The sequence below is a fragment of the Streptomyces sp. col6 genome (assembly GCF_008042035.1).
GTDB lineage: Bacteria > Actinomycetota > Actinomycetes > Streptomycetales > Streptomycetaceae > Streptomyces.
Genome location: NZ_RDBL01000021.1, coordinates 19,291 through 43,915, shown reverse-complemented (window position 1 = coordinate 43,915; position 24,625 = coordinate 19,291). Strand labels below are relative to the sequence as shown.

15 protein-coding genes are annotated in these 24,625 nt (G+C 73.4%); 12 read left to right on the top strand and 3 right to left on the bottom strand.

The window, feature by feature from the left end; genetic code table 11:
* Positions 1 to 786 precede the first annotated feature (786 nt).
* From EAO73_RS25860 to EAO73_RS25830, 7 genes are all read left to right on the top strand, one after another.
* Entirely contained in the window at positions 787 to 1,941 is a 1,155-nt protein-coding gene (locus EAO73_RS25860; RefSeq protein ID WP_147973988.1) for an SDR family oxidoreductase, read from the top strand.
* A gap of 91 nt (positions 1,942 to 2,032) precedes the next feature.
* A complete protein-coding gene (locus EAO73_RS25855) occupies positions 2,033 to 3,583 on the top strand; it encodes a PfaD family polyunsaturated fatty acid/polyketide biosynthesis protein (RefSeq protein WP_191134230.1) in 1,551 nt (516 codons plus the stop codon).
* Positions 3,580 to 9,546 carry a type I polyketide synthase gene (locus tag EAO73_RS25850; protein WP_147973986.1) on the top strand — a complete coding sequence of 1,989 codons (5,967 nt, stop codon included), beginning with the start codon at positions 3,580 to 3,582 and terminating at the stop codon, positions 9,544 to 9,546. Before EAO73_RS25855 ends, EAO73_RS25850 begins: the two co-directional genes overlap by 4 nt.
* A gap of 55 nt (positions 9,547 to 9,601) precedes the next feature.
* Complete coding sequence (locus EAO73_RS25845) at positions 9,602 to 16,180, top strand: type I polyketide synthase (protein WP_147973985.1); 6,579 nt, start codon at positions 9,602 to 9,604, stop codon at positions 16,178 to 16,180.
* Positions 16,181 to 16,246: 66 nt separating this feature from the next.
* Positions 16,247 to 17,080 carry an SDR family oxidoreductase gene (locus tag EAO73_RS25840; protein ID WP_147973984.1) on the top strand — a complete coding sequence of 278 codons (834 nt, stop codon included), beginning with the start codon at positions 16,247 to 16,249 and terminating at the stop codon, positions 17,078 to 17,080.
* Between the two features lie 78 nt (positions 17,081 to 17,158).
* A complete protein-coding gene (locus EAO73_RS25835; protein ID WP_147973983.1) occupies positions 17,159 to 17,650 on the top strand; it encodes a DUF2975 domain-containing protein in 492 nt (163 codons plus the stop codon).
* Positions 17,650 to 17,871 carry a helix-turn-helix domain-containing protein gene (locus EAO73_RS25830; RefSeq protein WP_147973982.1) on the top strand — a complete coding sequence of 74 codons (222 nt, stop codon included), beginning with the start codon at positions 17,650 to 17,652 and terminating at the stop codon, positions 17,869 to 17,871. The genes EAO73_RS25835 and EAO73_RS25830 overlap by 1 nt, the downstream gene beginning before the upstream one ends.
* 26 nt (positions 17,872 to 17,897) lie before the next feature.
* On the opposite strand, the gene EAO73_RS25825 is transcribed toward EAO73_RS25830, so the two are convergent.
* The gene (locus tag EAO73_RS25825; protein ID WP_147973981.1) at positions 17,898 to 18,293 is read right to left on the bottom strand and encodes a GNAT family N-acetyltransferase; all 396 of its coding nucleotides are present in this window, start codon (positions 18,291 to 18,293) and stop codon (positions 17,898 to 17,900) included.
* An 88-nt stretch (positions 18,294 to 18,381) separates the two neighbouring features.
* On the opposite strand from EAO73_RS25825, the gene EAO73_RS25820 reads away from it, so the two are divergent.
* The 4 genes from EAO73_RS25820 (at position 18,382) to EAO73_RS25805 (ending at position 22,762) form a co-directional block, all read left to right on the top strand.
* Entirely contained in the window at positions 18,382 to 18,921 is a 540-nt protein-coding gene (locus tag EAO73_RS25820) for an ArsR/SmtB family transcription factor (RefSeq protein ID WP_147973980.1), read from the top strand.
* Between the two features lie 17 nt (positions 18,922 to 18,938).
* Positions 18,939 to 20,225 carry an MFS transporter gene (locus EAO73_RS25815; RefSeq protein ID WP_147974071.1) on the top strand — a complete coding sequence of 429 codons (1,287 nt, stop codon included), beginning with the start codon at positions 18,939 to 18,941 and terminating at the stop codon, positions 20,223 to 20,225.
* 134 nt (positions 20,226 to 20,359) lie between these two features.
* Positions 20,360 to 21,613 (top strand): NADH:flavin oxidoreductase/NADH oxidase family protein, encoded by a 1,254-nt coding sequence (locus tag EAO73_RS25810; protein WP_147973979.1) that lies wholly within the window; start codon positions 20,360 to 20,362, stop codon positions 21,611 to 21,613.
* A 174-nt stretch (positions 21,614 to 21,787) separates the two neighbouring features.
* On the top strand, positions 21,788 to 22,762 hold the full coding sequence (locus EAO73_RS25805) for an alpha/beta hydrolase (protein ID WP_147973978.1): 975 nt from the start codon (positions 21,788 to 21,790) through the stop codon (positions 22,760 to 22,762).
* 24 nt (positions 22,763 to 22,786) lie between these two features.
* On the opposite strand, the gene EAO73_RS25800 is transcribed toward EAO73_RS25805, so the two are convergent.
* Positions 22,787 to 22,996 carry a DUF4287 domain-containing protein gene (locus EAO73_RS25800; RefSeq protein WP_147973977.1) on the bottom strand — a complete coding sequence of 70 codons (210 nt, stop codon included), beginning with the start codon at positions 22,994 to 22,996 and terminating at the stop codon, positions 22,787 to 22,789.
* A 178-nt stretch (positions 22,997 to 23,174) separates the two neighbouring features.
* On the opposite strand from EAO73_RS25800, the gene EAO73_RS25795 reads away from it, so the two are divergent.
* Entirely contained in the window at positions 23,175 to 23,783 is a 609-nt protein-coding gene (locus EAO73_RS25795; RefSeq protein ID WP_147973976.1) for a TetR/AcrR family transcriptional regulator, read from the top strand.
* Positions 23,784 to 23,867: 84 nt separating this feature from the next.
* Here EAO73_RS25795 and EAO73_RS25790 read toward each other — a convergent pair whose 3' ends face one another.
* Entirely contained in the window at positions 23,868 to 24,569 is a 702-nt protein-coding gene (locus EAO73_RS25790; RefSeq protein ID WP_147973975.1) for a VanZ family protein, read from the bottom strand.
* Positions 24,570 to 24,625: the final 56 nt, after the last annotated feature.

Genomic DNA, 24,625 nt, shown 5'->3' with positions numbered 1-24,625 from the left:
GAGCCCGCACCGCCCACCAAGTCGGTCCCCAGCGCCAGGTCCGCGCCGTCGGGGCGCTCGGGCCGGGGCCCCGACGGCGCGGACCTGGCGCTGGGGACCGACTTGGTGGGCGGTGCGGGCTCCGTCGACGAGGCCGGCCGGCCGGAAGCGGACATGGGGGACTCCTATGCGTGGCGGGGCGGGGTGGTGGTGAAGGGCTCGGCAGGAGGGGCGGTGGGTTCGCCCGCGCGCCTCAGCATCGCCCTCGGCAACGGGCACCGTCCGCCTCGCGTCGGTCCGGGCTGCGTCTCCCCCGTAGGGACGCAGCGCGTCAACCCCCTTCCCGCGCAGGCACCGCAACGCCTCCGGGAGCGGGCGACGACCGGTCCCGGGGCGGCCCGCAAGATCCCTCGAAGGAGGGATGAGCCAAGCGCGCGTCTCCCCGCGGAAGCCACGAAGTCCCGCGCGGCACGGGCGTCGCTGCGTCTCCGTACTGGCGTGCGCGGCCCGTGGCCGGGGAGTAATTCGTTCGGGTGAGCAGCCCGGATCGAGGTCTTCCGCTTCGCATGCCGTCTGCCATGGTGTGCCGTGCGCCGAAGATCAACGTGCCCGGGAGGGACGGTGATTCGTAGCGTCGGCGCGGTGCCGGACCGGCCGGTCGTGGCACGTACCGCTCGTGGTACGACCGCACCGCCGGAACGTCATGACGCGTCCCGCCTCCCCTCGTCGTCACACCGGCGGCGCCCCGCCCTCCGCCGAGCGCGGCGGGACGTGGCTGTCCCTTCCGAAGCCCTTGGAGTCCTGGCCGTGCACGTAGCCCTCACCGGCGCCACCGGATTTCTCGGACTGCGCCTGCTGCGTCGTCTGCTCGACACGCACCGGTCGGTGACGGTGCTGGCGCACGCGGGGTCGGGCGACGCTCTGCAGCGCATCATCCGCTTCTTCGAACTGACCGGCTCTCCCGAGGCGTTCACCGCCGCGCTCCCCGACCGGCTGCGGGTGGTGGAGACGGACCTCGCGCGGGCCGGGCTGGGGCTGTCCGGGCATGCGTTCCAGGAACTGGCCGACGGTATCGGCACGCTCTGGCACAGCGCCGGGAGTATCAACCTGGAGGGGGACCTCGCCGAGCTGCGCCGGACCAATGTGGAAGGGACCCGGCACGTTCTGGAGCTGGCCGCCGCGGGGCGCCTGCGGCCCCGTGTGCACCACGTGAGCACGGCGTTCGTGGCCGGGGCCCGGCGCGAGGGTGTGGCGTACGAGGACGAGCTGGACGACGCCCACGGCTTCGAGAACGCCTATGAACGCTCGAAGTACGAGGCGGAGTTACTGGTGCACGCCTGGTCGAAGGAGCACGGCCGGCCGGTCCTGGTGCTGCGGCCCGGCATCCTGGTCACCGACCTGCCGCCGCACCCCGACCTCCCGTCGCACCCCTTGCAGGTCGTCGAGCGCATCCTGCGGGACGCGCGCCACGCCCCCGGGCCCGGCACTCCCGCCCTGCGCGCCGACGCCCGGCCCCGGGTCCGGATGGTGGGGCACGCGCTCGGCCGGCTCAACCTTCTCCAGGTGGAGCACGCGGCCGAGGTCATGGTGCGGCTGGCCGGCCGGGCACCCTCGGGCGGGGTCGATACGTACCACGTCGTCCACGACCGCGATGTGTCCGTGACGACCGTCGTGGAAGTGCTGGAACGGCTGGTCGCGGTAAGCGTGGAACTGGTGGACGCCCGGCCGGACACCCCGTCGGCCCTGGAATCCCTGCTCGACTTCTACCCGGGCATGACGGCCTACCTCGCGCACCGGCGGCGATTCGACGACACCCGTGTCCGGGCCCGGCTGGGCCCCTCCGCCGCATCCGCGCCGGTGGGTGCCGGCTACCTCCGGGCGGGCCTGGCCGCGCGCCCGTGGACCGTACCCGCTCCCCCGGGTGCGACCGCGGACGTTTCGCCGCCCGTTCACCGCGCCTGACCGCCCGCTCCTCCCTCTCACCGACCCGTCCGCCTCCCTGTGCCGTTGGAGCCTTCCCGTGACCGTCCTCGCAGCTTCCGGCTCCTCCGTGATGCCCCCGGATGCCTTCACCCTCGACGGGATCGCCGCCTGTGCCCGGCGCATCCGGGAACCCGTCCATCTGGTCGGCGGACCGGACGGGCGTGAACGGGGGCTCGTGTGCGGTCCCGTGCCGCCGGACCGGGTGCTCGCGACTCTGCCGCCGCTGTACCCCGAATGGCTCGGCGGCCGTACCTTCTGCGAGGCGCACGAGGTCCGCTTCCCCTACATCGCGGGCGAGATGGCGAACGGCATCGCGACCACCGCGATGGTGGCGGCGATGGCGCGGGCGGACATGCTGGGCTTCTTCGGCGCGGGCGGTCTGGCGTACCCGGAGGTGGAGCGGGCGGTCCTCACGCTCGTCCACGAACTGGGCGAGCGGCGGAACTGGGGTGTGAACCTCATTCACTCCCCGGCCGAACCGGAGCTGGAGTCACGTGTCGCCGAACTCCTCGTCCGCTGCGGTGTCCCCCTCGTCTCCGCGTCGGCGTACATGGAGCTGACCCCCGCCGTCGTGTGGTGTGCGGCCCGGGGTCTGCGCCGGGACGTGGGCGGTGGCATCGTCCGTCGTACGCGGATGCTCGCCAAGGTGTCCCGGCCGGAAGTGGCCGAGCGGTTCCTCTCGCCGGCCCCTGCCGGACTTCTGGACTCCCTCGTGGCGCAGGGCAGGCTGACGCGGGAGGAGGCGGGGCTCGCGGCGTGCGTGCCGGTGGCCGAGGACATCACCGTGGAGGCGGACAGCGGCGGGCACACCGACAACCGGCCGTTGTCGGTCCTGCTGCCGAGGATCGCGGCGCTGCGCGACGAGGTGCGCGCGCGGTACGGCTATCGCCGGCCGGTCCGGATCGGTGCGGCCGGCGGTCTCGGCACACCCGCCGCGGTGGCCGCCGCCTTCGCCCTCGGCGCGTCGTACGTGGTCGTGGGGTCGGTGAACCAGACCGCCGTCGAGGCCGGGCTGTCCGACGAGGCCAAGGCCATGCTGTGCGACGCCGACATCGCGGACGTGGCAATGGCGCCGGCGGCGGACATGTTCGAGCTCGGCGTGAAGCTGCAGGTGCTCGCGCGGGGGACGATGTTCGCCCGGCGGGCCGGCAGGCTCTACGCGGCGTACCGGGCGCACGACGCACTGGAGGAGATGCCGCCCGCCCTGCGTGCCGCGCTCGAACGCGAGGTGCTGGGTGCCTCGTTCGACGAGGTCTGGCAGCACACACGGGCGTTCTGGGAGCGGCGCGACCCCTCGGAGATCACGCGCGCCCAGGCGGACCCCAAGCACCGTATGGCCCTGATCTTCCGCTGGTACCTGGGGAGTTCGAGCCGCTGGGCGATCGACGGCGAGGCATCGCGGCGTACCGACTACCAGATCTGGTGCGGTCCCTCGATGGGTTCCTTCAACCGGTGGGTGGCGGGCACCCCACTCGCCGATCCGGCGAACCGGACCGTGGTCGGGATCGCCCTCCACCTGCTCGAAGGCGCGGCCGTGCTCACACGCGCCCATCAACTGCGCACCCATGGAGTGCCGTTGCCGTCCGAGGCGTTCGCCTACGCACCGTGCGAGCCGTCATGAGCGGCCTCCGCGTACCGAAGCCCACCTCTCCAGGAGAATCCGTGCGCTCCTCCCCTCCCGGCCGCCATCCCGTCGCCGTGGTCGGAGTGGGCGCCCTGGTACCCGGTGCGACGGACGCGGCCGGGTACTGGCGGATCGTGTCCGGCGGACAGGACCTGATCACCGAGGTCCCCGCCTCCCGCTGGCGGGTGGAGGACCACTACGACCCGGACCCGGCCGCCCCCGACCGGACGTACGCACGCCGTGGAGCCTTCCTGCCGGAGGTCGACTTCGATCCGATGGCGTACGGGGTTCCCCCCACCGTCCTCTCCTCGACGGACACCTCCCAGCTGCTCGCCCTGATGGTCGCCGACCAGGTGCTGGCGGACGTCGGGGGCAGGGCGCGGCTGGACCCGGACCGGACCGGTGTCGTCCTCGGTGCGGCGGCGCTGGAGCTGCTGCCGCACATGTACGGGCGGACGCACCGCCCGGTGTGGCTCGCCGCGCTCCGTGAGAGCGGCTTCGACGAGGCCGAGGCGCGGGCGGTGTGCGACCGGATCTCCGCCCGGTTCCAGCCGTGGCGGGAGTCGACGTTCCCCGGTCTGCTGGGCAACGTCGTCGCGGGCCGGATCGCCAACCGGTTCGACCTGCACGGCATCAACCACACCACGGACGCGGCCTGTGCCAGTTCGCTGGCCGCCCTGTCCACGGCGGTCGGTGAGCTGGCACTCGGCCGGGCCGACCTGGTGATCAGCGGGGGTGTGGACACGGGCAACGACATCGGCATGTTCCTGTGCTTCTCCAAGACGCCCGCGCTGTCCCCGAGCGGTGACTGCCGGCCGTTCTCGGCCGAGGCGGACGGCACGATGCTGGGTGAGGCCGTCGTCATGTACGCCCTGAAGCGGCTGGCCGACGCGGAGCGGGACGGCGACCGCGTCCACGCGGTGATCCGGGGCATCGGCACCTCCTCCGACGGCCGGGGCACCGCGATCTACGCCCCGCTGCCCGAGGGCCAGGCGCGGGCCTTGCGCCGCGCGTACGAGGACGCCGGTTACGGACCGGAGACCGTCGAGCTGGTCGAGGCGCACGGCACCGGGACCAAGGCCGGCGACACGGCCGAACTGGCTGCACTCGGCGAGGTGTTCGGCGCTTCGGGCCGTTCGGACGGGCAGTGGTGCGCCATCGGTTCGGTGAAGTCCCAGATCGGCCACACCAAGTGCGCGGCGGGCGCTGCCGGGCTCCTCAAGGCGGTCATGGCCCTGCGCCACCAGGTGCTGCCGCCGACCGTGAAGGTCGAGCGCCCCAACCCGGCGGCGGCACTTCCCGACGGCCCGTTCTACGTGAACACGGAGACACGCCCCTGGGTACGGCCGCCCGGCCGTCCCCGCCGGGCATCGGTGTCCAGCTTCGGCTTCGGCGGCAGCAACTTCCACGTCACGCTGGAGGAGTACGTGCCCTCGGGCGGGGGCCGGGTGGCCCTGCGCCATCGCTCGGCGCCGAGCGAACTCGTCCTGTTCAGCGGGGACTCACCCGCCGCCCTCGTACCGCCGCCGACCGACGCGGGCCGCCCGCTCGCCGCACTGGCGCGGGAAAGCCACACGTCCTTCTCCCCCACCGCCCCGGTGCGGCTGGCGATCGTCGCCCACGACGGGGAGGACCTGCGGGAGAAGTACGACCGGGCCCTCGCGTTGATCGGGCAGCGGCCCGGCACGGCGTTCGCCACGCCGCAGGGAACGCGCTGCGCGTACGGGGAACCGGCGCCCGGCCGCATCGGCTTCCTCTTTCCCGGCCAGGGTGCGCAGTACGTCGGGATGGGCGCCGGGGTCGCCATACTGTCGCCGGCCGCGCAGGGCGTGTGGGACCGGCTGGGCGGCGCGTCCTTCGACGGCCGGGCGCTGCACCGCGTCGTGTTCCCGCCGCCCGCCTTCACCGAGGAGGAGCGCGCGGCACGGCGAGCGCTGCTGGACGCCACCGAGTGGGCGCAGCCGGCACTGGCGGTGCACGCGCTGGCGCTGCTGGAGGTGGTGCGGGAACTGGGGCTGCGCCCGGACTGCGTGGCGGGGCACAGCTTCGGTGAGCTGGTGGCGCTGCACTGCGCGGGTGTGCTGGACGCCGGGGCGCTGGTGGGTCTCGCCCGTCGCCGGGGTGAGCTGATGCGGGACGCGGCCGGCACGCCGGGCGCGATGCTGGCGGTCGCGACGGACCATGCCCGTGTCGCGGAGGTACTGGCCGCCGGAGCGTACGGGGGCGTCTGGCCCGCCAATCACAACTCGCCGCGTCAGGTGGTGCTTTCGGGCACCGTCGACGCTGTCGCCCGCGCCGAGGAGGGCTTCGCCGCCGAAGGTGTGGCGACCCGGAGGCTGGCCACGTCGACCGCCTTCCACAGTCCGCTCGTCGCCCCGGCCGCCGGGCCGCTGGCCGCGTACCTGCGCTCGGTGCCGCTGACGGGGCCCCGGACCGAGGTCTACGGCAACGCCGACGCGGCACCGTACCCCTCGGATCCCGAGGAGGTGCGCCGCCGGATCGCGGACCATCTCGCCTCGCCGGTGCTCTTCCAGGACCAGATCGAGGCGATGTACGCGAACGGGGTGCGGACCTTCGTCGAGGTCGGTGCGGGCAACGCGCTGACCGTTCTGACGGGGCAGATCCTCGGCGACCGCCCGCACGCGGCCGTGTCCCTGGACGGGCCGGGCCGGGCCGGGACCGGCAGCCTGCACGCGGCCCTCGGCGAACTCGCCGTGCGCGGTGTCCCCCTCGATCTCGGCGCTCTCTGGGCGCCCTACGACGTGCCCGAAACCTCAGCGAAGGAGCGCGAGCCCCGAATGACGGTGAAGATCAGCGGAGCCAACCACGGTCAGCTTCCGCCGCCCCGTGCCGCGTCGGCCGAGCCGGAGAGCCGGCCGTCGCCCCCGTCCGCACCCGAGCCCGAGCACCAGGCGGCTCCCATGCCCGCGTACACCCCTGTGCACCCCGCGCCTCCGCGGACCGTCGGGGCCAACGATGCCCCCGTGTCCGAGGCCGTCACCTCCCTCGGTCCGGACGTGTACGCGGCCGTCGAGCAGGTGCACCGGCAGACGGCGGAGGCCCACGCGGCGTGTCAGCGCATGCTGGTGGACAGCCACACGGCGTTTCTCCGGATGACCGAGACGAGCATGGCCGCGCTGCTCGGCATGCCGCTCGGCGGGGAGGGGGTCGGAGGGAAGGCCGTCGCCGCCTCCGTGCCGCTGCCGCTCCCCCGGGCCTCGGTGCCTGTGGCTGAGTCAGCCGTTCCCCTGCTGGTGCCGGAGGCGATGTCCGTACCGCCGGCGCCCGTCGCGCCCCCTCCCGCACCGGTCCTGGCTCCTCCTTCCGTTCCGGTTCCGGTCCCGGCGCCCGCCTCCCGTGCGGCCCCGGCCATGTCGTCGTCCGAACTGGAGGGCGTACTGCTGTCGGTGGTGGCCCGGCTGACCGGCTATCCGGCGGAGATGCTCACCCTGGACATGGAGCTGGAGGCCGACCTGGGGGTGGACTCCATCAAGCGGGTCGAGATCCTGTCGGCGGTCCGCCGTCAGGTGGGCGAGGTGGCATCGGGCGACGTCGGGCGCCTGGGGCGGCTTCGCACGCTGCGCGAGATCGTCGATGCCCTCGTCTCCGCCCCCGAGCCGACGCCCCAGGCGTCCACGGGCTCCGACGCCCCGGAGGGTGCCGGGTTTCCCGTCCCGGACGCCTGCCCCGGGAAGGACGTGCCCCTGACGCGGCTCGTACCGCGCCTGCTGGAGTCACCGGCATCGGGCCTGGTGACGGCGGGCCTGCTGGACGGGCCCGTCGTCGTGACCGGCGGGGGTCCCGACGGGCCGGCCGGTCTCGTCGCGCGGAAGCTCGTCGAGCGCGGCGTGGACGCCACCGCCGTGGCCGAGGTGCCGTCGGACGCACGGGCGGTCATCCATCTCGGCGGGCTCACCTCGTCGAGCGCACCGGACGAGGCGAGGGAGCTGCACCTGTCGGCGCTCCGCGCGGCGCGGACGGTGGCGGCGCGGGCGGCGGGAGGGAACGAGGTCACGTTCGTGGCCGTGCAGGACACCGGGGGCGACTTCGGGCTCGGCGGTCGCACGCGCGACCGGGCCTGGCTGGGCGGGGTCGCCGGACTGGTCAGGACCGCGGCGAAGGAGTGGCCCGGCGCCTCGTGCAGGGTCGTCGACTGCGAGCGCGGCGGCCGGGACGACGCGGAGGTCGCCGAGGCGGTCGTACGCGAACTCCTCGCAGGCGGCGCCGACAAGGAGGCCGGTCTCCGGGCCGACGGTTCACGGGCCGTCCCGCACCTGGTGCCCGCTCCGGTGGCACCGGAAGGGGAGGGCCGGATCTCCTCCGCGTCGGTGCTCGTGGCCACCGGGGGCGCGCGCGGGGTGACCGCCGCCGCCCTGCTGGACCTGGCCGGGGCACACCGTCCCCGGATCGTGCTGGTGGGCAGGACCGACCCGGGCGCCGAACCCGCGGGGCTCGAAGCAGCTGCCGACGAGCCGTCGCTCACCCGCCTGCTCGCCGAGCGTGCGGACGCCGCCGGGACGGACACCTCCCCCGCGCGCATCGCGGCGCGGGCCCGGGAGATCCTGGCCGCGCGCGAGGTGCGGGCGACGGTGGCCGCTCTGGAGGCGGCCGGATCACCGGTCCGGTACGTCCGGGCGGACGCCCGCGACGCCGACGCCCTGGCCGAGGCGCTGCGTGACGTACGTGAGGCATGGGGTCCGGTCACCGGCATCGTGCACGGTGCGGGGGTGCTGGCCGACAAGCGGATCGCGGAGAAGAGCGACGAGCAGGCCGGGCTGGTGATGTCCACGAAGGTGGACGGGCTGCGGGCCCTGCTGGCGGCGACGGCGGACGATCCGCTGGACACGATCGTCCTGTTCTCCTCGGTGGCCGCCGTGTTCGGCAACCCGGGGCAGTGCGACTACGCCATGGCCAACGAGGTGCTGCACCAGGTGGCATCCGCCGAACAGGCCCGCCGCCCCGACTGCCTGGTGCGGTGTGTGGCCTGGGGGCCGTGGCAGGGCGGAATGGTCAGCCCTTCCCTCGCGGCGCACTTCGGCCGGTCCGGGGTGCCGCTCATCCCCCTGGCGCAGGGTGCCGCCGCCTTCAGCGCCGAGTTGGCCGGCCCGGCCGGTGAGCCCCGGGTCGTCCTCGTGGCCGGCGAGGACCCTGCGGCCATCGCGCCGGCCGGTGACGCGTCCCGGGCACAGGTGCTGGTCCGCGCGGACGCGCTGCCTCAGCTGGCGGACCACGCGCCCGCCGATGTCCCCGTGCTGCCCGTGGCGTTGGCCCTGGACTGGTTCGCCGGTGCCGCCGTGGCGTGGCTCCCGGCCTCCGGTCCGCTCGTCGTGCGGGAGCTGCGCGTGTACCGGACGTGCGCCCTGCCGAACCTGGCGGGAGCGGGCCACCGGCTCACCGTGCTCGGCAGCCGGGGCGCACCCGGTGCGCCGCGGGGCCTGGACGCGGAGCTGCGGAGCGAGGACGGTACGGCGTACTACCGGGCCGTGCTCGACACCGCCGACGACCTGCCGGCTCCGGACGCCTGGGACACCCCCGACGCCCTGAAGCCGCTCGACGCGGCCGGTCCCTACGAGGGCACGGCCCTCTTCCACGGCCCTCGGTTCCACGCCCTGCGCACGGTGAACGGCGCATCGGAGCACGGTGCCGAGGCGGTTGTCGCGGGGCTGCGCGCTCTGGACTGGGCAGGCGCGCACGGGCCGCTGGACGCGGCGGCTGTGGACGGGGCGCTGCAACTCTCCCTGCTCTGGGCGGAGACGGCGCTCGGAGCACGGACGCTGCCGATGGGGGTCGCGGAGTGCCGTGTCCACCGGCGCGGTCCGGTGGAGGGCGAGGTCCGGTGTGTGGTGCGCGGGCGGAAGACGCACGACACCGGGGCGCGCTGCGACGCCGCGCTGATCGGCGCCGACGGAAGCGTCCTGCTGGAACTCATCGGCGTGGAACTCGTCCGCCGCCCGTCCTGATCCGCACCCCTCCCCGGCTTCCGCCTCCTTATCCGCCGACCGAGTGAGCACCCGTATGGATTTCGAACCGATCGCCGTCGTCGGCCGGGGCTGTGTGCTGCCCGGCGCCCTGGACCCGGACACGTTCTGGGCCGGCATCGCGGCCGGCCGCACCGCCCTGTCGGCCGCCCCGGCGGGACGGTGGCGGATCCCGCGCCCGCAGGTCATGGGCTCGGTGGGCGATTCCGTGGACCGCACATGGAGCGAGATCGGCGGTTACGTCGAAGGGTTCGAGTCCGTCTTCGACCCGGGCGGCTTCGCGATCGCCCCGGAGGAGATCCGTGCGCTGGACCCGCTGTTCCACTGGGTCCTGTACGGGGCGCGCCAGGCCCTCTCCGAGGCGGGCCGCCCCGGTCCGCTGCCGCGCGGGGGGCTGGTGCTGGGGAACCTGTCGTACCCGACGGAGTCCGGGGCCGCCTTCGCCGAACACGTATGGCTGTCCGCGCAGCGGCCGGCGCTGCGCGACGCCCTGCTGAGGGGTGCGCGCCGTACGCGTCCCGATGCCCGTAACCGCTTCTCCTCGGGGCTGCCGGCGGCGTTCGCGGCGCGGGTGCTGGGACTCGGGGCGGGGGCGTGGTCCCTCGATGCCGCCTGTGCCTCTTCGCTGTACGCGGTGAAGCTGGCGTGCGACCGGCTGCACGACGGAACGGCCGATCTGATGGTGGCGGGTGCGGTCAGCCGGCCCGACCCGCTCTACCTCCATGTGGGGTTCTGCGCGCTGTCCGCGACCAGCCGTACGGGTCGGTGCCGCCCGTTCCAGCAGGACGCGGACGGGCTGGTGCACGGCGAGGGTGCCGGGTTCGTCGCGCTGATGCGGCTGCCGGACGCCCGCGCCGCCGGCCTTCCGGTGCTCGGTGTGATCCGGGGCGCGGGGCTCTCCAACGACGGGCGTGGTGCCGGGCTCATCAGCCCCTCCGAGGAGGGCCAGGTGCGGGCGATGCGTCTGGCGTACGAGCGGGCGGGCATCGCCCCCGAGTCGGTCGGGCTGGTCGAGTGCCATGCGACGGGGACACCGGTCGGGGACGCCGTGGAGGCGCGGGCCATGGCGGAGGTGTTCGGGGCCGCCGAGGACATGCCGATCGGCTCGGTGAAGTCCAATGTCGGGCACCTGCTGGCTTCGGCGGGCATGACCGGGCTGCTCAAGGTGCTCGGTGCGCTGGGGGCGGGGGTGCGTCCGGCGACGCTGGGCGGGCGACGGCCGCTGGACGCGCTGTCGGGCACACCGTTGCGCGTGCTCGCGGAGCCGGAGGAGTGGACGGGCGCGCGGAGGGCGGCGGTGAGCGCGTTCGGCTTCGGCGGGACCAACGCCCATGTGATCGTGGACCATCCGGACGAGGTGCCCCGGTCCGTCGTGCCCCGGTCGGCGCGCGCGTCAGGGACGTCACGGAACCGGGCGCCGGTGGCCGTCGTCGCGATCGGTGCCCGGGTGGGCGACGGGACGTCCGCCGAGGACTTGCGCCGCGCGCTCCTGGGCGGCGAACGGCGGGGCCCCGCCGAGGAGTTCGCCGTGGGGCTGCAGGACCTGTGCTTCCCTCCGCTGGCCCTGGAGCGGACCGTACGCCATCAGCTCCTGGTACTGGAGGCCGCCCGGGAGGCGGTACGGACCGTGGGCCTTCCGCGTGAGCGGACCATGGTGGTCATCGGGATGGGCGTGGACCCGGAGGTGGGTCGGGCGGGTGCCCGCTGGCGGGTGCCGCACTGGCTGGAGGAGGGCGGGCAGGCGGGCGTCGTGCGGGCGGCCCGCGCCCGGGACGCGTTCGCCCCGGCGATGACGGCGGAGGGCGTGGTGGGGAGCATGCCCAACCTCGCGGCGAACCGCATCAGCACCCAACTCGACCTCGGCGGTTCCGGATTCACGGTGTCGGCGGAGGAGGCGTCCGGGCCGGTCGCGCTGGAACTCGCGGCGCGGGCGCTGCGTGCGGGCGAGGCCGACGCCGCACTCGTGGGTGCCGCCGACGTGTCCTGCGAGACGGTCCACCGGGAGGCCGTGCGGGAGCTGGGGCACAGGGGCGAGCCGGGGGACGCGGCCGTCGTTCTCGTACTCAAGCTCCTGGACACCGCGCGCAGGGACGGTGACACGGTGGTCGCGCTGCTCGACGAGAAGGGTGACGACGAGCCCGACATGGTCATCGGTGACGGCCCCGACGCCGTGTTCGACCCGTCGGCGGTCTTCGGGCGCGCGCACGCCGCGTCCGGTCTGGTCTCCGTCGCCGTCGCCGCGCTGGCCCTCCAGCACCGTGCCGTGCCCCGTCCGGACAGTCCGGCCGACACCGGGGCGGTCCCCCGCACCGCGCGGGTCGGGGTGACGCCGATGGAAGGGCCCGCCGTGCAGGTACGGCTGCGCGCGGGTGACGCTCGGCCGTGGCTGCCGGGGCCGGCCCCGGGTCTGCACGTGTACTCCGGTGCGGACCGCCGGGAGGTGCTGGCCGCACTGGACTCCGGTGTGCGCTCCGCCGCGGGTCCGGCGCGGCTGGCATTCGTGGCCGAGGGCGGCCATGTGCCGGCCGAGCGCAAGGAGGCGGCCCGCTGCTGGCTGACCGAGGGCGGGGCGAGGCCGTCGGGTGTGCGCTACCGGGACCGGCCGGTCGGCGGGGAGACGGCGTTCGTCTACACCAACGGCTCGGCCTCGTACGAGGGAATGGGCCATGAGCTGATGCTCGCGCTGCCCTCGCTCGGCGAGGCCGTACGGGACACCCACCACGCCGTCGGTGCACGGTTCCGGACCGGGCCGCGCCACGGGGTGCTGCGGCAGATCTGGTCCGCTGCCGAACTGGCGGTCTGTCACACCGTGTTCAGCCGGGAGGTGCTGGGCCTGCGTCCGGATGCCGCACTCGGCTACTCCTCCGGCGAGTCGACCGCGCTGGTCGCACTGGGTGCCTGGCCCGATGCCGCGGGGCTGTACGAGGCGACCCGGGACAGCGGCCTGTTCACGACGGAACTCACCGGTGAACTCCGCGCGGTGCGGCGCCACTGGCAGCGGCACGGCATCGAGGGCTCCCGCTGGTCGAGCTACCTGGTCGGCGCCGGGGCGGACGTGGTCCGCGCCGCACTCGCCGGCGAGCCGGCCGTCCATCTGATGGCGGTGAACGCCCCCGGGGTGTGCGTCATCGGCGGCGAGTCCCGGGCGTGTGCGGCCGTCGTGGCGGGTCTGGGCGCGGAGTTCGCCGTCGAGCTGGACTACGACCTGGCGGCCCACGCACCGGAGCTCGCGGAGGTCCGCGAGGTGTGGCGCGCGGCCCACCACCGGCCGACCTCGCCGGTGCCCGGTGTGCGGTTCTACAGCGGGGCCACCGGGCAGGCGTACGTGCCGACCGCCGACCGGGCTGCCGACGCGATCACCGCTCAGGGCATGGGCACGATCGACTTCGCGGCCACGGTCGAGCGGGCGTGGGCGGACGGGGTCCGCGTCTTCGTCGAGCACGGCCCGCGGAAGCTGTGCACGGGCTGGATCAAGCGGGTGCTCGGCGACCGGGAGCATGTGGCCGTCGCCCTGGACTCCCCGCAGGACACGGATCTGCGGCAGCTGTGCCTCGCGGTGGCCGAGCTGGTCGTCGCCGGAGTGCCGGTGCGTACCGAGGAGTTGCTGGGCCGGCTGGCGGATGCCGCCACGGAACTGCCGGATCCCGGTCCGACCGTGACGTTGCGGACGGTCCCGCCGCCGGCTCTGCCGGACGTGGCGCCCCGGGTGCCGGTCCTTCCCCGGGCACCCCGGCTGGCTCCGGTTCCGGCCCCCGGGCCGGGGCGGCCGGCGGCCTCCCCGGTGCCACGAACCCGCGTCGTGGAGGAGCGTCCGGGCCGTGCGGCGTCTTCCCCCGCGGCAGGGGCCGGGGGCGCTCGGGCCGCCGTCGCCCGGCTGGCATCGCGGGCCGCCGAGCTGCACCAGGAGGTGATGGCCCGCCACGCCGAGAGCCATCGGCGCTTCCTGGACATGTCGGCGCTGGCGGTCACGGCGTTGACGCGCACCGGAACACCGGCCCCCGGCGCCGTACACCCGGCCACACCCGTCGCCCGCCGCACGGCCGCCCCGCTCGCCCTGCCGGCGCCTCAGCGGCCGGGGCCCGGAGGGCCGGCACGTCTGACGGACCCACCGGTCCTACCGGACCCGTCGGAACCACCGGTCGTACCCCACCCGTCGGACCCGGTGTGCGGGCCGACGTTCGACCGCGCCCAGCTGGAATACCTCGCGGGGGGAAGGATCTCCGCCCTGTTCGGCCCCCGGTTCGCCGAGCAGGACGGATACGCGGTGCAGACCCGCATGCCCGGACCGCCGATGCTGCTCGCCGACCGCGTCACCGGCATCGACGCGGTGCCAGGGGCGCTCGCCCTGCCGGGGCCGGTGCGCACCGACGGCAGGATCTGGACGGAGACCGACGTCCTGCCGGACAGCTGGTACCTGGACTCCACGGGCCACATGCCGTCCGGCGTGCTGATCGAGGCGGGGCAGGCCGATCTGCTTCTGCTCAGCTGGCTGGGCGCCGACCTCCTGAACCGGGGCGAGCGCGCCTACCGGCTGCTCGGCTGCGAGGTCACCTTCCACGGTGCCCCGCCGGGTGCCGGTGACACCCTGCGCTTCGAGATCCACATCGACGGCCACGCGGAGGCCGACGGCGTGCGGCTCGCCTTCTTCCACTACGACTGTTATGTCGACGGCGAGCTCCGGCTCAGCGTCCGCGACGGTCAGGCCGGCTTCTTCACGCCGGCGGAGCTGGCCGACAGCGGCGGTATCCGGTGGGATCCGTCCGGGCATCCGCCCGGTGACGGCCTGCCGCTCGACCCGCCGGCCGTCCCCTGCGGGCGGCGCCGGTTCGGCACGGAGGCGCTGCGGGCCCTGGCGGAAGGGCGGCCGGCGGACTGCTTCGGCCCCGGCTGGGAGGCGACCGCCGCCCATGTCCGCACCCCGAGGCTCGACGGGGAACGGCTGCGGCTGCTGGACGAGGTGAGCGCGTTCGACCCGGCGGGCGGGCCGTGGGGCCGGGGTTATCTGCGCGCCGAGACCTCGTTGGACCCGGACGACTGGTTCTTCGCCGGGCACTTCCACAACGACCCGTGCATGCCCGGCACCTTGATGCTTCAGGGCGGCCTCCAGGCGATGGCCTTCTATCTGACGGCCATGGGGTACACGGTCGCGCGGGACGGCTGGCGCTTCGAGCCGGTGGACGGTCAGCCCTGCCGGGCCATGTGCCGGGGACAGGCGACCCCGGAGGACCGGCGCGTCGTCTACGAGGTGCTCGTACGGGGCGTCTCGGCCGGTCCGGTGCCCACGCTCCACGCCGACGTGCTGGGCTCCGTGGACGGGACGAAGGCGTTCCTGGGCCGCGGCATGGCGCTGCGGCTGGTCCCGGACTGGCCGCTGACGCAGTGGCGGCTCGCGGGTCCGCCCGCCGTGCAGACCGGTGGAACCCCGCTGCCGCTCCCCCGGCTGGGCGGGCTCGCCGGGCATCGCGAGGAGAAGCCGGTGGCCGCGGCGGCCGACGGGTTCCGGTTCGACTACCCCTCGCTGCTGGCGTGCGCCTGGGGCAGGCCGAGCGAGGCGTTCGGCCCGATGTACGCGCCCTTCGACGGCACACGTGGTGTGGCGCGGCTGCCCGGCCCGCCGTACCACTTCATGAGCCGGATCGTCTCGGTGGACGGGCCGCAGGGCGGGATGCGGGAGGGCAGTCGCGTCGTGGCGGAGTACGACGTGCCCGAGGACGCCTGGTTCTTCGAGCAGAGCGGTGGCCGCACCATGCCGTTCGCCGTCCTCATGGAGGTCGCGCTGCAGCCCTGCGGCTGGCTCGCCTCGTACGTGGGCAGCGCGCTGACCACGGAGGCGGACCTGCTGTTCCGCAACCTCGACGGGACGGGGAGGGTCACCGGTGAGGTGACCCCGGCGACGCGCACGGTGCGTACCCGGGCCGAACTGACGAGGCTCTCCCGCAGCGGGGAGATGATCATCGAGTCGTTCCGGGTGTCCTGTACGGCGGACGATGTGCCCGTGTTCGCGATGGAGACCGTTTTCGGGTTCTTCCCCCGGTCGGCCTTCGAGGACCAGCAGGGTGTCCCCGTCACGCCGGACGACCGCGCCCGCCTCACCGAGCCCTCCGGCCGGGCCGTCGACCTGGGCACCCGGCCGGACCGCTACTGCGGCGGAGAGCCGCGTCTGCCGGGGCCCATGCTGCTGATGCTGGACCGCGTGACCGGTTACTGGCCGGACGGCGGCAGCGCGGGGCTCGGGCGGCTGCGGTCGGAGAAGGACGTGCGCCCGGACGCCTGGTTCTTCCGCGCGCACTTCTTCCAGGACCCGGTGCAGCCGGGCTCCCTGGGCGTCGAGGCGATGTGCCAGCTCCTCCAGTACTACCTGCTCGAACGCGATGTGGCCGAGGGTGTGCCGCAGCCCCGCTTCGAGCCGGTGCTGCCGGACCGGGAGACGGCGTGGACGTACCGGGGCCAGATCACCCCGGCGCACCGGCTGATCCGGGTGGACATGGACATCGTGGAGAGCGGCCGGGACGCACGGGGGCCCTACGCGGTGGCGGACGCCACGCTGTGGGGCGACGACACGTGCATCTACCGCGTACGCGGGCTGGGGATGCGGGTGGTGCCGACGGCCCCTTGACCTCAAGTTCCCTTGAGTTCCTAGCGTGTTCCCCAGTCAGTCACCTGCCGACGGGAGAACACGTCCATGATCCTCGTGACCGGAGCCACCGGGAACATCGGAAGCGCGCTGCTGAGGGAGTTGCGTGCCCGTGGCGCGGGCCCGCTGAGGGGGCTCACCCGTGATGCCTCACGGGCGGCACTCCCCGCGGGGGTCGAGGCCGTCGAGGCCGACTTCGCGGTGCCGGGGTCGCTGGAACCCGCGCTGGCCGGGGTGCGCTCGCTCTTCCTGCCGTCCCGTGTGGGCCCGGACGCGGACATCCTCGCGGCGGCCCGGCGCGCGGGTGTGGAACATGTGGTGCTGGTGTCGTCCATCACCGTCCGGAGCCATCCGCATCTGGGGCCCGCCGCCGAGAACCTGGCGGTCGAGCGGCTGCTCAAGGACAGCGGCATGGCGTGGACCATCCTGCGGCCGACCCAGTTCGCCTCGAACGCGCTGCTGTGGGCCGCGTCGGTCCGCGCGGGGGAAGCGGTCCGCGCGCCCTTCGCGGACACCGGGCTGCCCACGATCCATCCCGCGGACATCGCGTCGGTGGCCCGGGTCGCGCTGACCGAGCCCGGTCACCGGGGTCGCGCGTATGCCCTGACGGGCCCCGAGGCGATGCCGGCCCGGCAGCAGGTGGCGGCCGTCGCGGCGGCGATCGGGTGTGCGGTGCCGTTCACGGAGATCGGCCGGCAGGAGGCCCGTACGTGGATGGCCGGGGTCGTCGGGGAGGAGGACGCGGACGCGGTGCTCGACGTCATGGGCGGGGACGCGAACGAGGAACTGCTCGCCGTACGCGACACCGTCACCCAGGTCACCGGGGCGCCGGGCCGTACGTTCCAGCAGTGGGCCGAGGAGAACGCCGACGCCTTCCGCTGAGGCCCGACTGTCACTCCCCTTGCCTTCACCTATCGAGATTCGATAGGTTTCCATCGTAACTCGATGGAAGGATGAACCATGGGACGGCTGACCGTGGGCGCGCTGCGCGCTCTGCTGGTGGTGGTGTTCGCCGGCACCTTGTTCGTACAGGCAGGCATGGTGTGGACGTTGATCAGCGGCAATGATCCGGAGGACGGCTCGGTGCCGCTGACCCCCATGCGGGTGCTCACGATCCTGGGCATGGTGACGGTGCAGGTCGTCGTGGTCTGCGTATGGCGGCTGGTGGCGATGGTGCGGCGCGGAACCGTGTTCTCGCACGCAGCCTTCCGCTACGTGGACGGTGTGATCGGCGCGATCACGGCGGCGTCCCTCGTGTGGTTCGCGGTCACGGCGGTCAACGCGCCCGGTCAGCGCGAGGACCCGGGCGTCACCGTCATCATGGCCGGGGTGGGCGTGGGCATCCTGGGGGTCGCGCTGATCGTGCTCGTCCTGCGCACACTGCTGGCCCAAGCCGTCGCCCGCGACACCGAAGCGGCCAAGATGCAGGCCGAGCTGGACGAGGTGATCTGATGCCGATCACCGTCGACATCGATGTGATGCTGGCCCGGCGGAAGATGTCCGTGGGTGAGCTCGCGGAGCGCGTGGGGATCACGCCCGCCAACCTGGCGGTGCTCAAGAACGGCCGCGCCAAGGCCGTGCGTTTCGCGACGCTCGCCGCGCTCTGCGAGGTGCTGTGCTGCCAGCCGGGGGACCTGCTGCGCTGGGAGGCCGAGGACACCTCGGGCGACTGACCCACGTCGCACCCCGGAGGCGGGGCTCACAGGGCGATGAGCCCCGCCGCGGTCTCCCGGAAGCCGCACGCGCCGACGTAGAACGGGCGCACGTGCTCCTCGAAGTCGACGTGCAGCCACGCACATCCCGCCGCACGGCTCCCCTCGACGGCCGCCGCGATCAGCCCGACCCCCACCCCCTTCGCGCGACTGCCGGGCGCCACGACCGTATCGAGGACGAACGCGTGGACCCCGCCGTCCCAGGCCACGTTGACGAAGCCGGCCAGCAGGCCGTCCTCCCGGGCGCAGACCCAGCCGAGGCTGTGCCGGTGCAGCCGCGAACGCCAGTCCGTGTCGCCGGCCGGTTGGCCGAACCCTTCCGCGTGCAGCGCGTTGAGGGCCGCGTTGTCGATGTCGCCCCGCCACTCGTACGTGATCGTCATCCCCTCACTCTGCCCTGGATCCCCGCTCGTTCCGAATCTTCGCGCAAAGCCCTTGCTCAATGGTCAAGAAACGTTGACCATTGTGAGCATGCCAATCGACGACGTCCCCGAGACGTTTCAGGTCACCACCGACGAGCAGTTGCGCGCCGTCTCCAATCTCACCCGCCACCGGATCATGGCCGTGCTCCGCTTCGAGCCGGCGACCATCACTCAGATCGCCGAGCGGGTCGGCCTGGCGAAGGGGAGCTCCAGCTACCACGTACGGCTCCTGGAGCGGGCGGGCCTGGTCAAGGTGGTCCGGACGCGGAAGGTACGGGGCGTCACCGAGCGGTATTACGCGATGGCCGCACGGTCCATCGAGCTGCCCGATCCCGGCGAGGGCGGACCGGACGTGCTGATGCGGCATGCGGTGGCGGACCTGGAGGCTTCACCGGCCGACGGTGAACGGCACGTACGGATGGCCCATCTGCGGCTCACCGATGAGCAGTTCGCGGAACTGGGAGCACGGTTGCAGGCGCTGGCGGACGAGTACCGGGAGGCGTCCGACCCCGCACTGCCCGACACCTCGCTCGTCTTCGCACTGTTCCGTCCCGCACAGGTCAAGAACTCCGAGGGGGAAGCCAAGTGAACACGAAAGCAACGAAGTTGCCGGACGGATTCGGACGGCTCTGGACCGCGCAGACGGTCTCCTCGCTGGGTGACGGCGTGACGCACGCCGCGCTGCCGCTGATCGCACTGACACTGACACGGGACCCGATGGCGCTCGCCGTCGTCACGGCTGCGGGCACACTGCCCTGGCTGATCTTCGGGGTGCTCGGCGGCGCCCTGGTGGACCGCTGGGACCGCCGGCGCACGATGTGGGTCGCGGACACGGTACGCGCGGTGCTGCTCGGGATACCCGCGGTGGCAGCCTGGCTCGACATGCTGAGCATTCCGCTGCTCGCGGCCGTCGCCTTCCTGCTCGGCCTCGGCGGACTCTTCTTCGACACGGCCGCCACGGCCTATCTGCCGGATCTGCTCAGCCGCGACCCCGCACTCCTGGAACGCGCCAACTCCCGTCTGCGCGGCGCCCAGACCGCGATGTCCGGCTTCGCGGGACCGCCCGCGGGCAGCGCGCTGCTCGCCGTGGGACGGTCGGTTCCGCTGGTGGCCGACGCGGTGTCGTTCGCGGTGTCTGCGCTACTGGTACGCACACTGCCCGCCATGCCCCGGCCCGTTCCGGAGGCCCGTGCGTCACTGCTCACGCAGGCTCGGGCCGGCGCCTCGTACGTCTTCCGCAACCGGTTGCTGCTCGGGCTCGCGCTCCGCCCGGCGGTCGGGAACGTCGCCTTCCTCGCCGTGGAGACGGTTCTCGCCCTCTTCGCCCACGACCGCCTCGGCATCGGCACGTTCGGCTTCGGCCTGCTCCTCACCGCGGAGGCCACCGGCGGCCTGCTCGGGGCGGCCATCGCCTCGCAGCTGGGCCGACGGCTCGGCACCGGCACCGCCCTGACCTGCACGGCCGCCATCGAGGGTCTGGCGATCCTGGGCCTGGCGTCCGCCTCGAACCCCTACATCGCCGGGCTCGCGCTCGCCGTCTGCGGAGCGGCCATGGGCGCCACGATGGTGCTCGGCCCCTCCCTCCGGCAGGCGATCGTCCCGGGACACCTCATGGGCCGTGTCGCCTCCACCTCCCGCATGCTCGCCATGTGCGCCGCGCCCGTCGGGGCCTTCCTCGGCGGCTGGCTGGCCACCGCCTACGACCTGCGCACCCCGCTCTACGCCTCCGCCGCCCTGCTCCTGACGATGACGGCCGTCACCGCCTCCATGACCAACAACCGGCGCGTCGAGGCGGCGCTGCGTGCCGCATCCCCGCATTCACCGGACGTCGGTGGCCCGGGGAGTCCGGCGGCCGGGGAACCCGCCCAGGAGAGCGCGTCCGGTCTGCGGTAACCCCTCCCGGCGGGCCCTTGTGGCACAGGACACCTCCACCATGTGTGCGCTGCTTACATTCCTTCGGTAATGTGAGCAGCGCACACATGTGAGGCGGACCGCTCCGGCGGTCGCGCGGTTGGAGAGGTATTCCGATGACCAGCGAGCTGTATACGCCACTGCCCCTGCGATCCGGGCAGGTCCTGGGCAACCGGATCGCGAAGGCGGCCATGGAGGAGAACCTGGCCGACGAGGGTCAGCTGCCCGGCCGACGCCTGATCACGCTGTACCGGCGCTGGGCGGCGGGCGGCACCGGACTCCTGATCACCGGCAACGTCATGGTCCACGCCGAGGCGCTGACCGGCCCCGCGGGTGTCGTGCTCGACGAGTTCGCACCGCTGGAGCCGTTCACCGCGTGGGCCGAGGCCGGAAAGGCGGGTGGCGGGGCCCTGTGGATGCAGATCAACCATCCGGGCCGCCAGGTACAGGCCGGCATGCCCGGTGTTGTGTGGGGGCCGTCCGATGTGGGCGTCGACCTGGGCCGGCACAGCGGGCGCTTCGGCCGGCCCGTGGCGATGACGCCGGCGCAGATCGAAGCGACGGTGACCCGGTTCGCGTTGACGGCACGCCGGGCCGAGGAGGCGGGCTTCGACGGGGTGGAGATTCACGCCGCCCACGGCTATCTGCTGTCCCAGTTCCTGTCTCCCCTGGTCAACACCCGGACCGATGCGTGGGGCGGGTCCCTGGAGAACCGCGCCCGGCTGCTGCTGGACGTCGTCCGTGCCGTGCGCGCGGCCGTCTCACCTTCCTTCGGCGTGGGCGTCAAGCTGAATTCCGCGGACTTCCAGCGCGGCGGATTCGACGCGGAGGACGCGCGCCGGGTCATCGAGATGCTGGAGCCGCTCGGCGTCGACCTGGTCGAACTCTCCGGCGGCAGTTACGAGAGCCCCGCGATGACCGGCCGCCCCGCCGACAAGCGCACGCAGGCCCGCGAGGCGTACTTCCTCGATCTGGCGAAGGACCTGGTCACGACCAGCCCGCTGCCCCTCATGCTCACCGGCGGCATCAACCTCCGCGGGACCGCCGAGAAGGTCCTCGACAGCGGGGTGTCGCTCGTCGGGATCGGCACCGCCCTCTCCGTCACACCCGACCTGCCCCGGCGCTGGCGTGAAGGACGCGAGGCCGGACGGCGGCTGCGGCCGGTGTCCTGGTCCGACAAGGCCCTCGCGTCTGCCGCCACCATGGCCCAGGTCCGCCACCAGATGCGCCGCGTCGCCCGCGACCGGCGCCCGACGCCCGGCACCCACCCGGCGCGGGCGCTGCTCTGCGAGCAGATACGCCAGCGCGGTGCCCTGCGCCGCTACCGCGCGTGGCTGGGCTCGTCCCGCCGGACGGAACCGGCGGCGTAACACGACGCACTCCCCCACGGCATCGCCCCGGCCCCGGCCCCGGCAGATGTTGCGCATCGCTACCGATCCACGAGCATGAACAAGGGGGACGTGCGCCGTTCCGTGCGCCTGTCACCGGCGGCTCGGAGGCGCGGCGCCATCCTGTGTACGCACCCGGAACACCAGGGAGCTGTCATGACCGAGATACCGCCGCCCGTCGAGCCCTGGCTCGAACCCGCCGCGAAGGAGCTCGCCGAGGCGACCGACCCGCATCCGCGGATCTACGAGGTCCCACCGGAGCAGGGCCGGCAGATCCTTCTCGACCTCCAGAGCGGCACCGGTGCGCCCCGCCCCGATGTGGACGAGGAGTGGGTCGACGTGGACGCGGGGCAGTGGGGCACGGTGCGCACCCGCGTCATCCGGCCCAAGGGAGTGACCGGGCCGTTGCCGGTGGTCTTCTACATCCACGGCGCGGGGTGGGTGTTCGGTGACGACCGGACCCACGACCGGCTCTTCCGTGAACTCACCGTGGGCGCGGGTGCGGCGGGTGTCTTCCCCGTCTACGACCGCGCCCCGGAGGCGAAGTACCCCACCCAGGTGGAACAGAACTACGCCGTGGGCCGGTGGGTGCTGGAACACGGCGCGGAACACGGTCTGGACGCCTCGCGCGTCGCCGTCACCGGCGAGTCCGTCGGAGGCTGCATGTCCGCGGTGTTCGCGCTGATGAACAAGGAGCGGGGCGGGATCGACCTCAGGGCCCAGGTCCTGCTGTACCCGGTCACCAACGCCGACTTCAACACCCCCTCGTACCACCAGTTCGCCGAGGGCTACTACCTCACCCGCGACGGTATGAAGTGGTTCTGGGACGCCTACATCAGCGAACCGGCCCAGCGTGCCGAGATGTACGCCTCTCCGCTCCGGGCGCGCCTGGACCAGCTCCGGGGGCTGCCCACCACCCTCGTCATCACCGACGAGGCGGACGTGCTGCGCGACGAGGGCGAGCAGTACGCCAACAGGCTGCGGGAGGCCGGGGTGGACGTCACCTCGGTGCGCGTGGCCGGCATGGTCCACGACTTCCTCCTCCTGGACAGCCTGCGTGACACCCGGGCCGCCAACGTCGCCCGGAAGCTCGCCGTCGACGCGCTGCGCGAGGCCCTCCACAACGACTGAGCGACCCGCTGCCGGGCCGGGCGGTCACCTCCCCGGTTCGGCCAGCGTGTGGGCGACCAGCGCGTTGGCGTGGCCGTGACCCAGGCCGTGCTCGGCCTTCAGCCAGGCCACCAGTTCCATGTGCTTGGTCAGGCCGGACGCGCGGATCATCGCTTTCCACTCCTCGACGGGGCGGCCGTACTTCTTCTCGATGGACGGGAAGTAGCTGGCGGGTCCCTTGACCGGTGCGGTCATGCTGCTGCCTTCTTTCCGAAGCGGGCGGGCATCGGCTGCGCCGGTTTCCCGTGCGCTCACCGTGACGGGCCACTGACGCGGCCATCTGGAACTGGACGGTACAGTACCCATTTGAGTACTGATCAGTCCAGTACTCTTCTGGTGGGCGAAGAGACGTGGACGAAGAGAGGTGGCTGGCATGGACAGCCGGTCGGTGCGCAAGCACCAGGCGATTCTGGACGCTGCGACCAGCGTGTTCCTGAACAAGGGGTACGCGGGCACGAGCATGGACGACATCGCGAAGCTGGCCGCGGTCTCCAAGCAGACCGTCTACAAGCACTTCGCGGACAAGGAGAAGCTGTTCGCCGAGATCGTGCTCGCGACCACCGACCGCATCGACGCCATGGTCGACCTGGTGGCCGACATCCCCGCCGACGCCGCGACCCTCGACGAGAACCTGACCCGTCTCGCCCGCCGGTTCCTCGGCGCCCTCACTCAGCCCCAGGTGATCCAGTTGCGGCGTCTCGTCATCGCCAACGCCGACACCTTTCCGGAGCTGGGGGCGGCCTGGTACGAGCAGGGGTTCGAACGGGTGCTGGCGACTCTGGCGGACACCTTCCGGCGCCTGACCGACGCGGGACTGCTCAAGACCCCCGACCCGGTCCTGGCCGCCCACCACTTCTCCGGGCTGCTGCTGTGGATCCCGGTCAACCAGGCCATGTTCCACGGCGGCCCCCAGCACACCGACGCCGACCTGGACCGCTACGCGCAGGGCGGCATCCGCGCCTTCCTCGCGGCCTACGCCTGAACCCCCTTCGGGCTCAGGGCACTTCGGGGTCGTCGTGGAAGGTGGTCGCGCCACCCGAGGGGTGCGGGCCCGGGAGCGCGCCGCTCACCTGGACGCCGCAGTCTGCGGGACCGGAGCCGCCGTGCGCCACCAGCGGGCGGAGACAAGGGCGGCCAGCGCGGCGCCGGCCGCGTTGACCAGGACGTCGTCCACGGAGGACACCCTGTCCAGCCGCAACACGTACTGCAGGGTCTCCAGCAGGACCGAGAGGGCCGCCCCGAGCGCCAGCACGCGAGGCAGCGACGCCAGCGCGGCGAACCTCATCGGGGCGAAGAAGCCGAGCGCCGCGAACACCATGAGGTTGCCGAGCAGTCCGAGCGGGCCCATCGTGACCAGGTCCGCCAGCGGAACCAGGCTGACGCGGCCGGGGACCTCACCGGCGTGCGCACCCGGCATCAGGATGAGCCACACCCAGGGCACCGTGCCGTGGACCATGCCGACCTCGGCCAGCGCCATGCGCCGGGCCCGGCCGCGCTCCTCGCCGGCCGCCCGGTGCCTGCGTGCCAGCAACCACACCGCCGGCGCGGAGATCGGCAGCGCGGCCACCATGGCGAGCATCACACCGTTGAACGTGAAGAACCAGGCGTACCAGCCGCCGTGCACGACCATCGGCACGGACACCACGAACATGCGCAGGACGAACGGGGCGACTGCCGCGCCGACGATGCCGAGGGCGGTGAGCACGACCGGGCGGAGGACTCTTCGGACGCGGCCGGGAGACGCGGGAAGCGCGGTGTTCTGATCCATGCCTCATATTCAAGAGGCGGGTCGGTTGCCGCCGCGTATGCGCATTCCCATACGCG

Excerpts from the sequence above, each read along its gene's own strand:
- EAO73_RS25855 (WP_191134230.1), top strand. The coding sequence starts at position 2,033 with ATGCCCCCGGATGCCTTCACCCTCGACGGGATCGCCGCCTGTGCCCGG.
- EAO73_RS25850 (WP_147973986.1), top strand. The coding sequence starts at position 3,580 with ATGAGCGGCCTCCGCGTACCGAAGCCCACCTCTCCAGGAGAATCCGTG.
- EAO73_RS25845 (WP_147973985.1), top strand. The coding sequence starts at position 9,602 with ATGGATTTCGAACCGATCGCCGTCGTCGGCCGGGGCTGTGTGCTGCCC.
- EAO73_RS25840 (WP_147973984.1), top strand. The coding sequence starts at position 16,247 with ATGATCCTCGTGACCGGAGCCACCGGGAACATCGGAAGCGCGCTGCTG.
- EAO73_RS25835 (WP_147973983.1), top strand. The coding sequence starts at position 17,159 with ATGGGACGGCTGACCGTGGGCGCGCTGCGCGCTCTGCTGGTGGTGGTG.
- EAO73_RS25830 (WP_147973982.1), top strand. The coding sequence starts at position 17,650 with ATGCCGATCACCGTCGACATCGATGTGATGCTGGCCCGGCGGAAGATG.
- EAO73_RS25825 (WP_147973981.1), bottom strand. The coding sequence starts at position 18,293 with ATGACGATCACGTACGAGTGGCGGGGCGACATCGACAACGCGGCCCTC.
- EAO73_RS25820 (WP_147973980.1), top strand. The coding sequence starts at position 18,382 with ATGCCAATCGACGACGTCCCCGAGACGTTTCAGGTCACCACCGACGAG.
- EAO73_RS25810 (WP_147973979.1), top strand. The coding sequence starts at position 20,360 with ATGACCAGCGAGCTGTATACGCCACTGCCCCTGCGATCCGGGCAGGTC.
- EAO73_RS25805 (WP_147973978.1), top strand. The coding sequence starts at position 21,788 with ATGACCGAGATACCGCCGCCCGTCGAGCCCTGGCTCGAACCCGCCGCG.
- EAO73_RS25800 (WP_147973977.1), bottom strand. The coding sequence starts at position 22,996 with ATGACCGCACCGGTCAAGGGACCCGCCAGCTACTTCCCGTCCATCGAG.
- EAO73_RS25795 (WP_147973976.1), top strand. The coding sequence starts at position 23,175 with ATGGACAGCCGGTCGGTGCGCAAGCACCAGGCGATTCTGGACGCTGCG.
- EAO73_RS25790 (WP_147973975.1), bottom strand. The coding sequence starts at position 24,569 with ATGGATCAGAACACCGCGCTTCCCGCGTCTCCCGGCCGCGTCCGAAGA.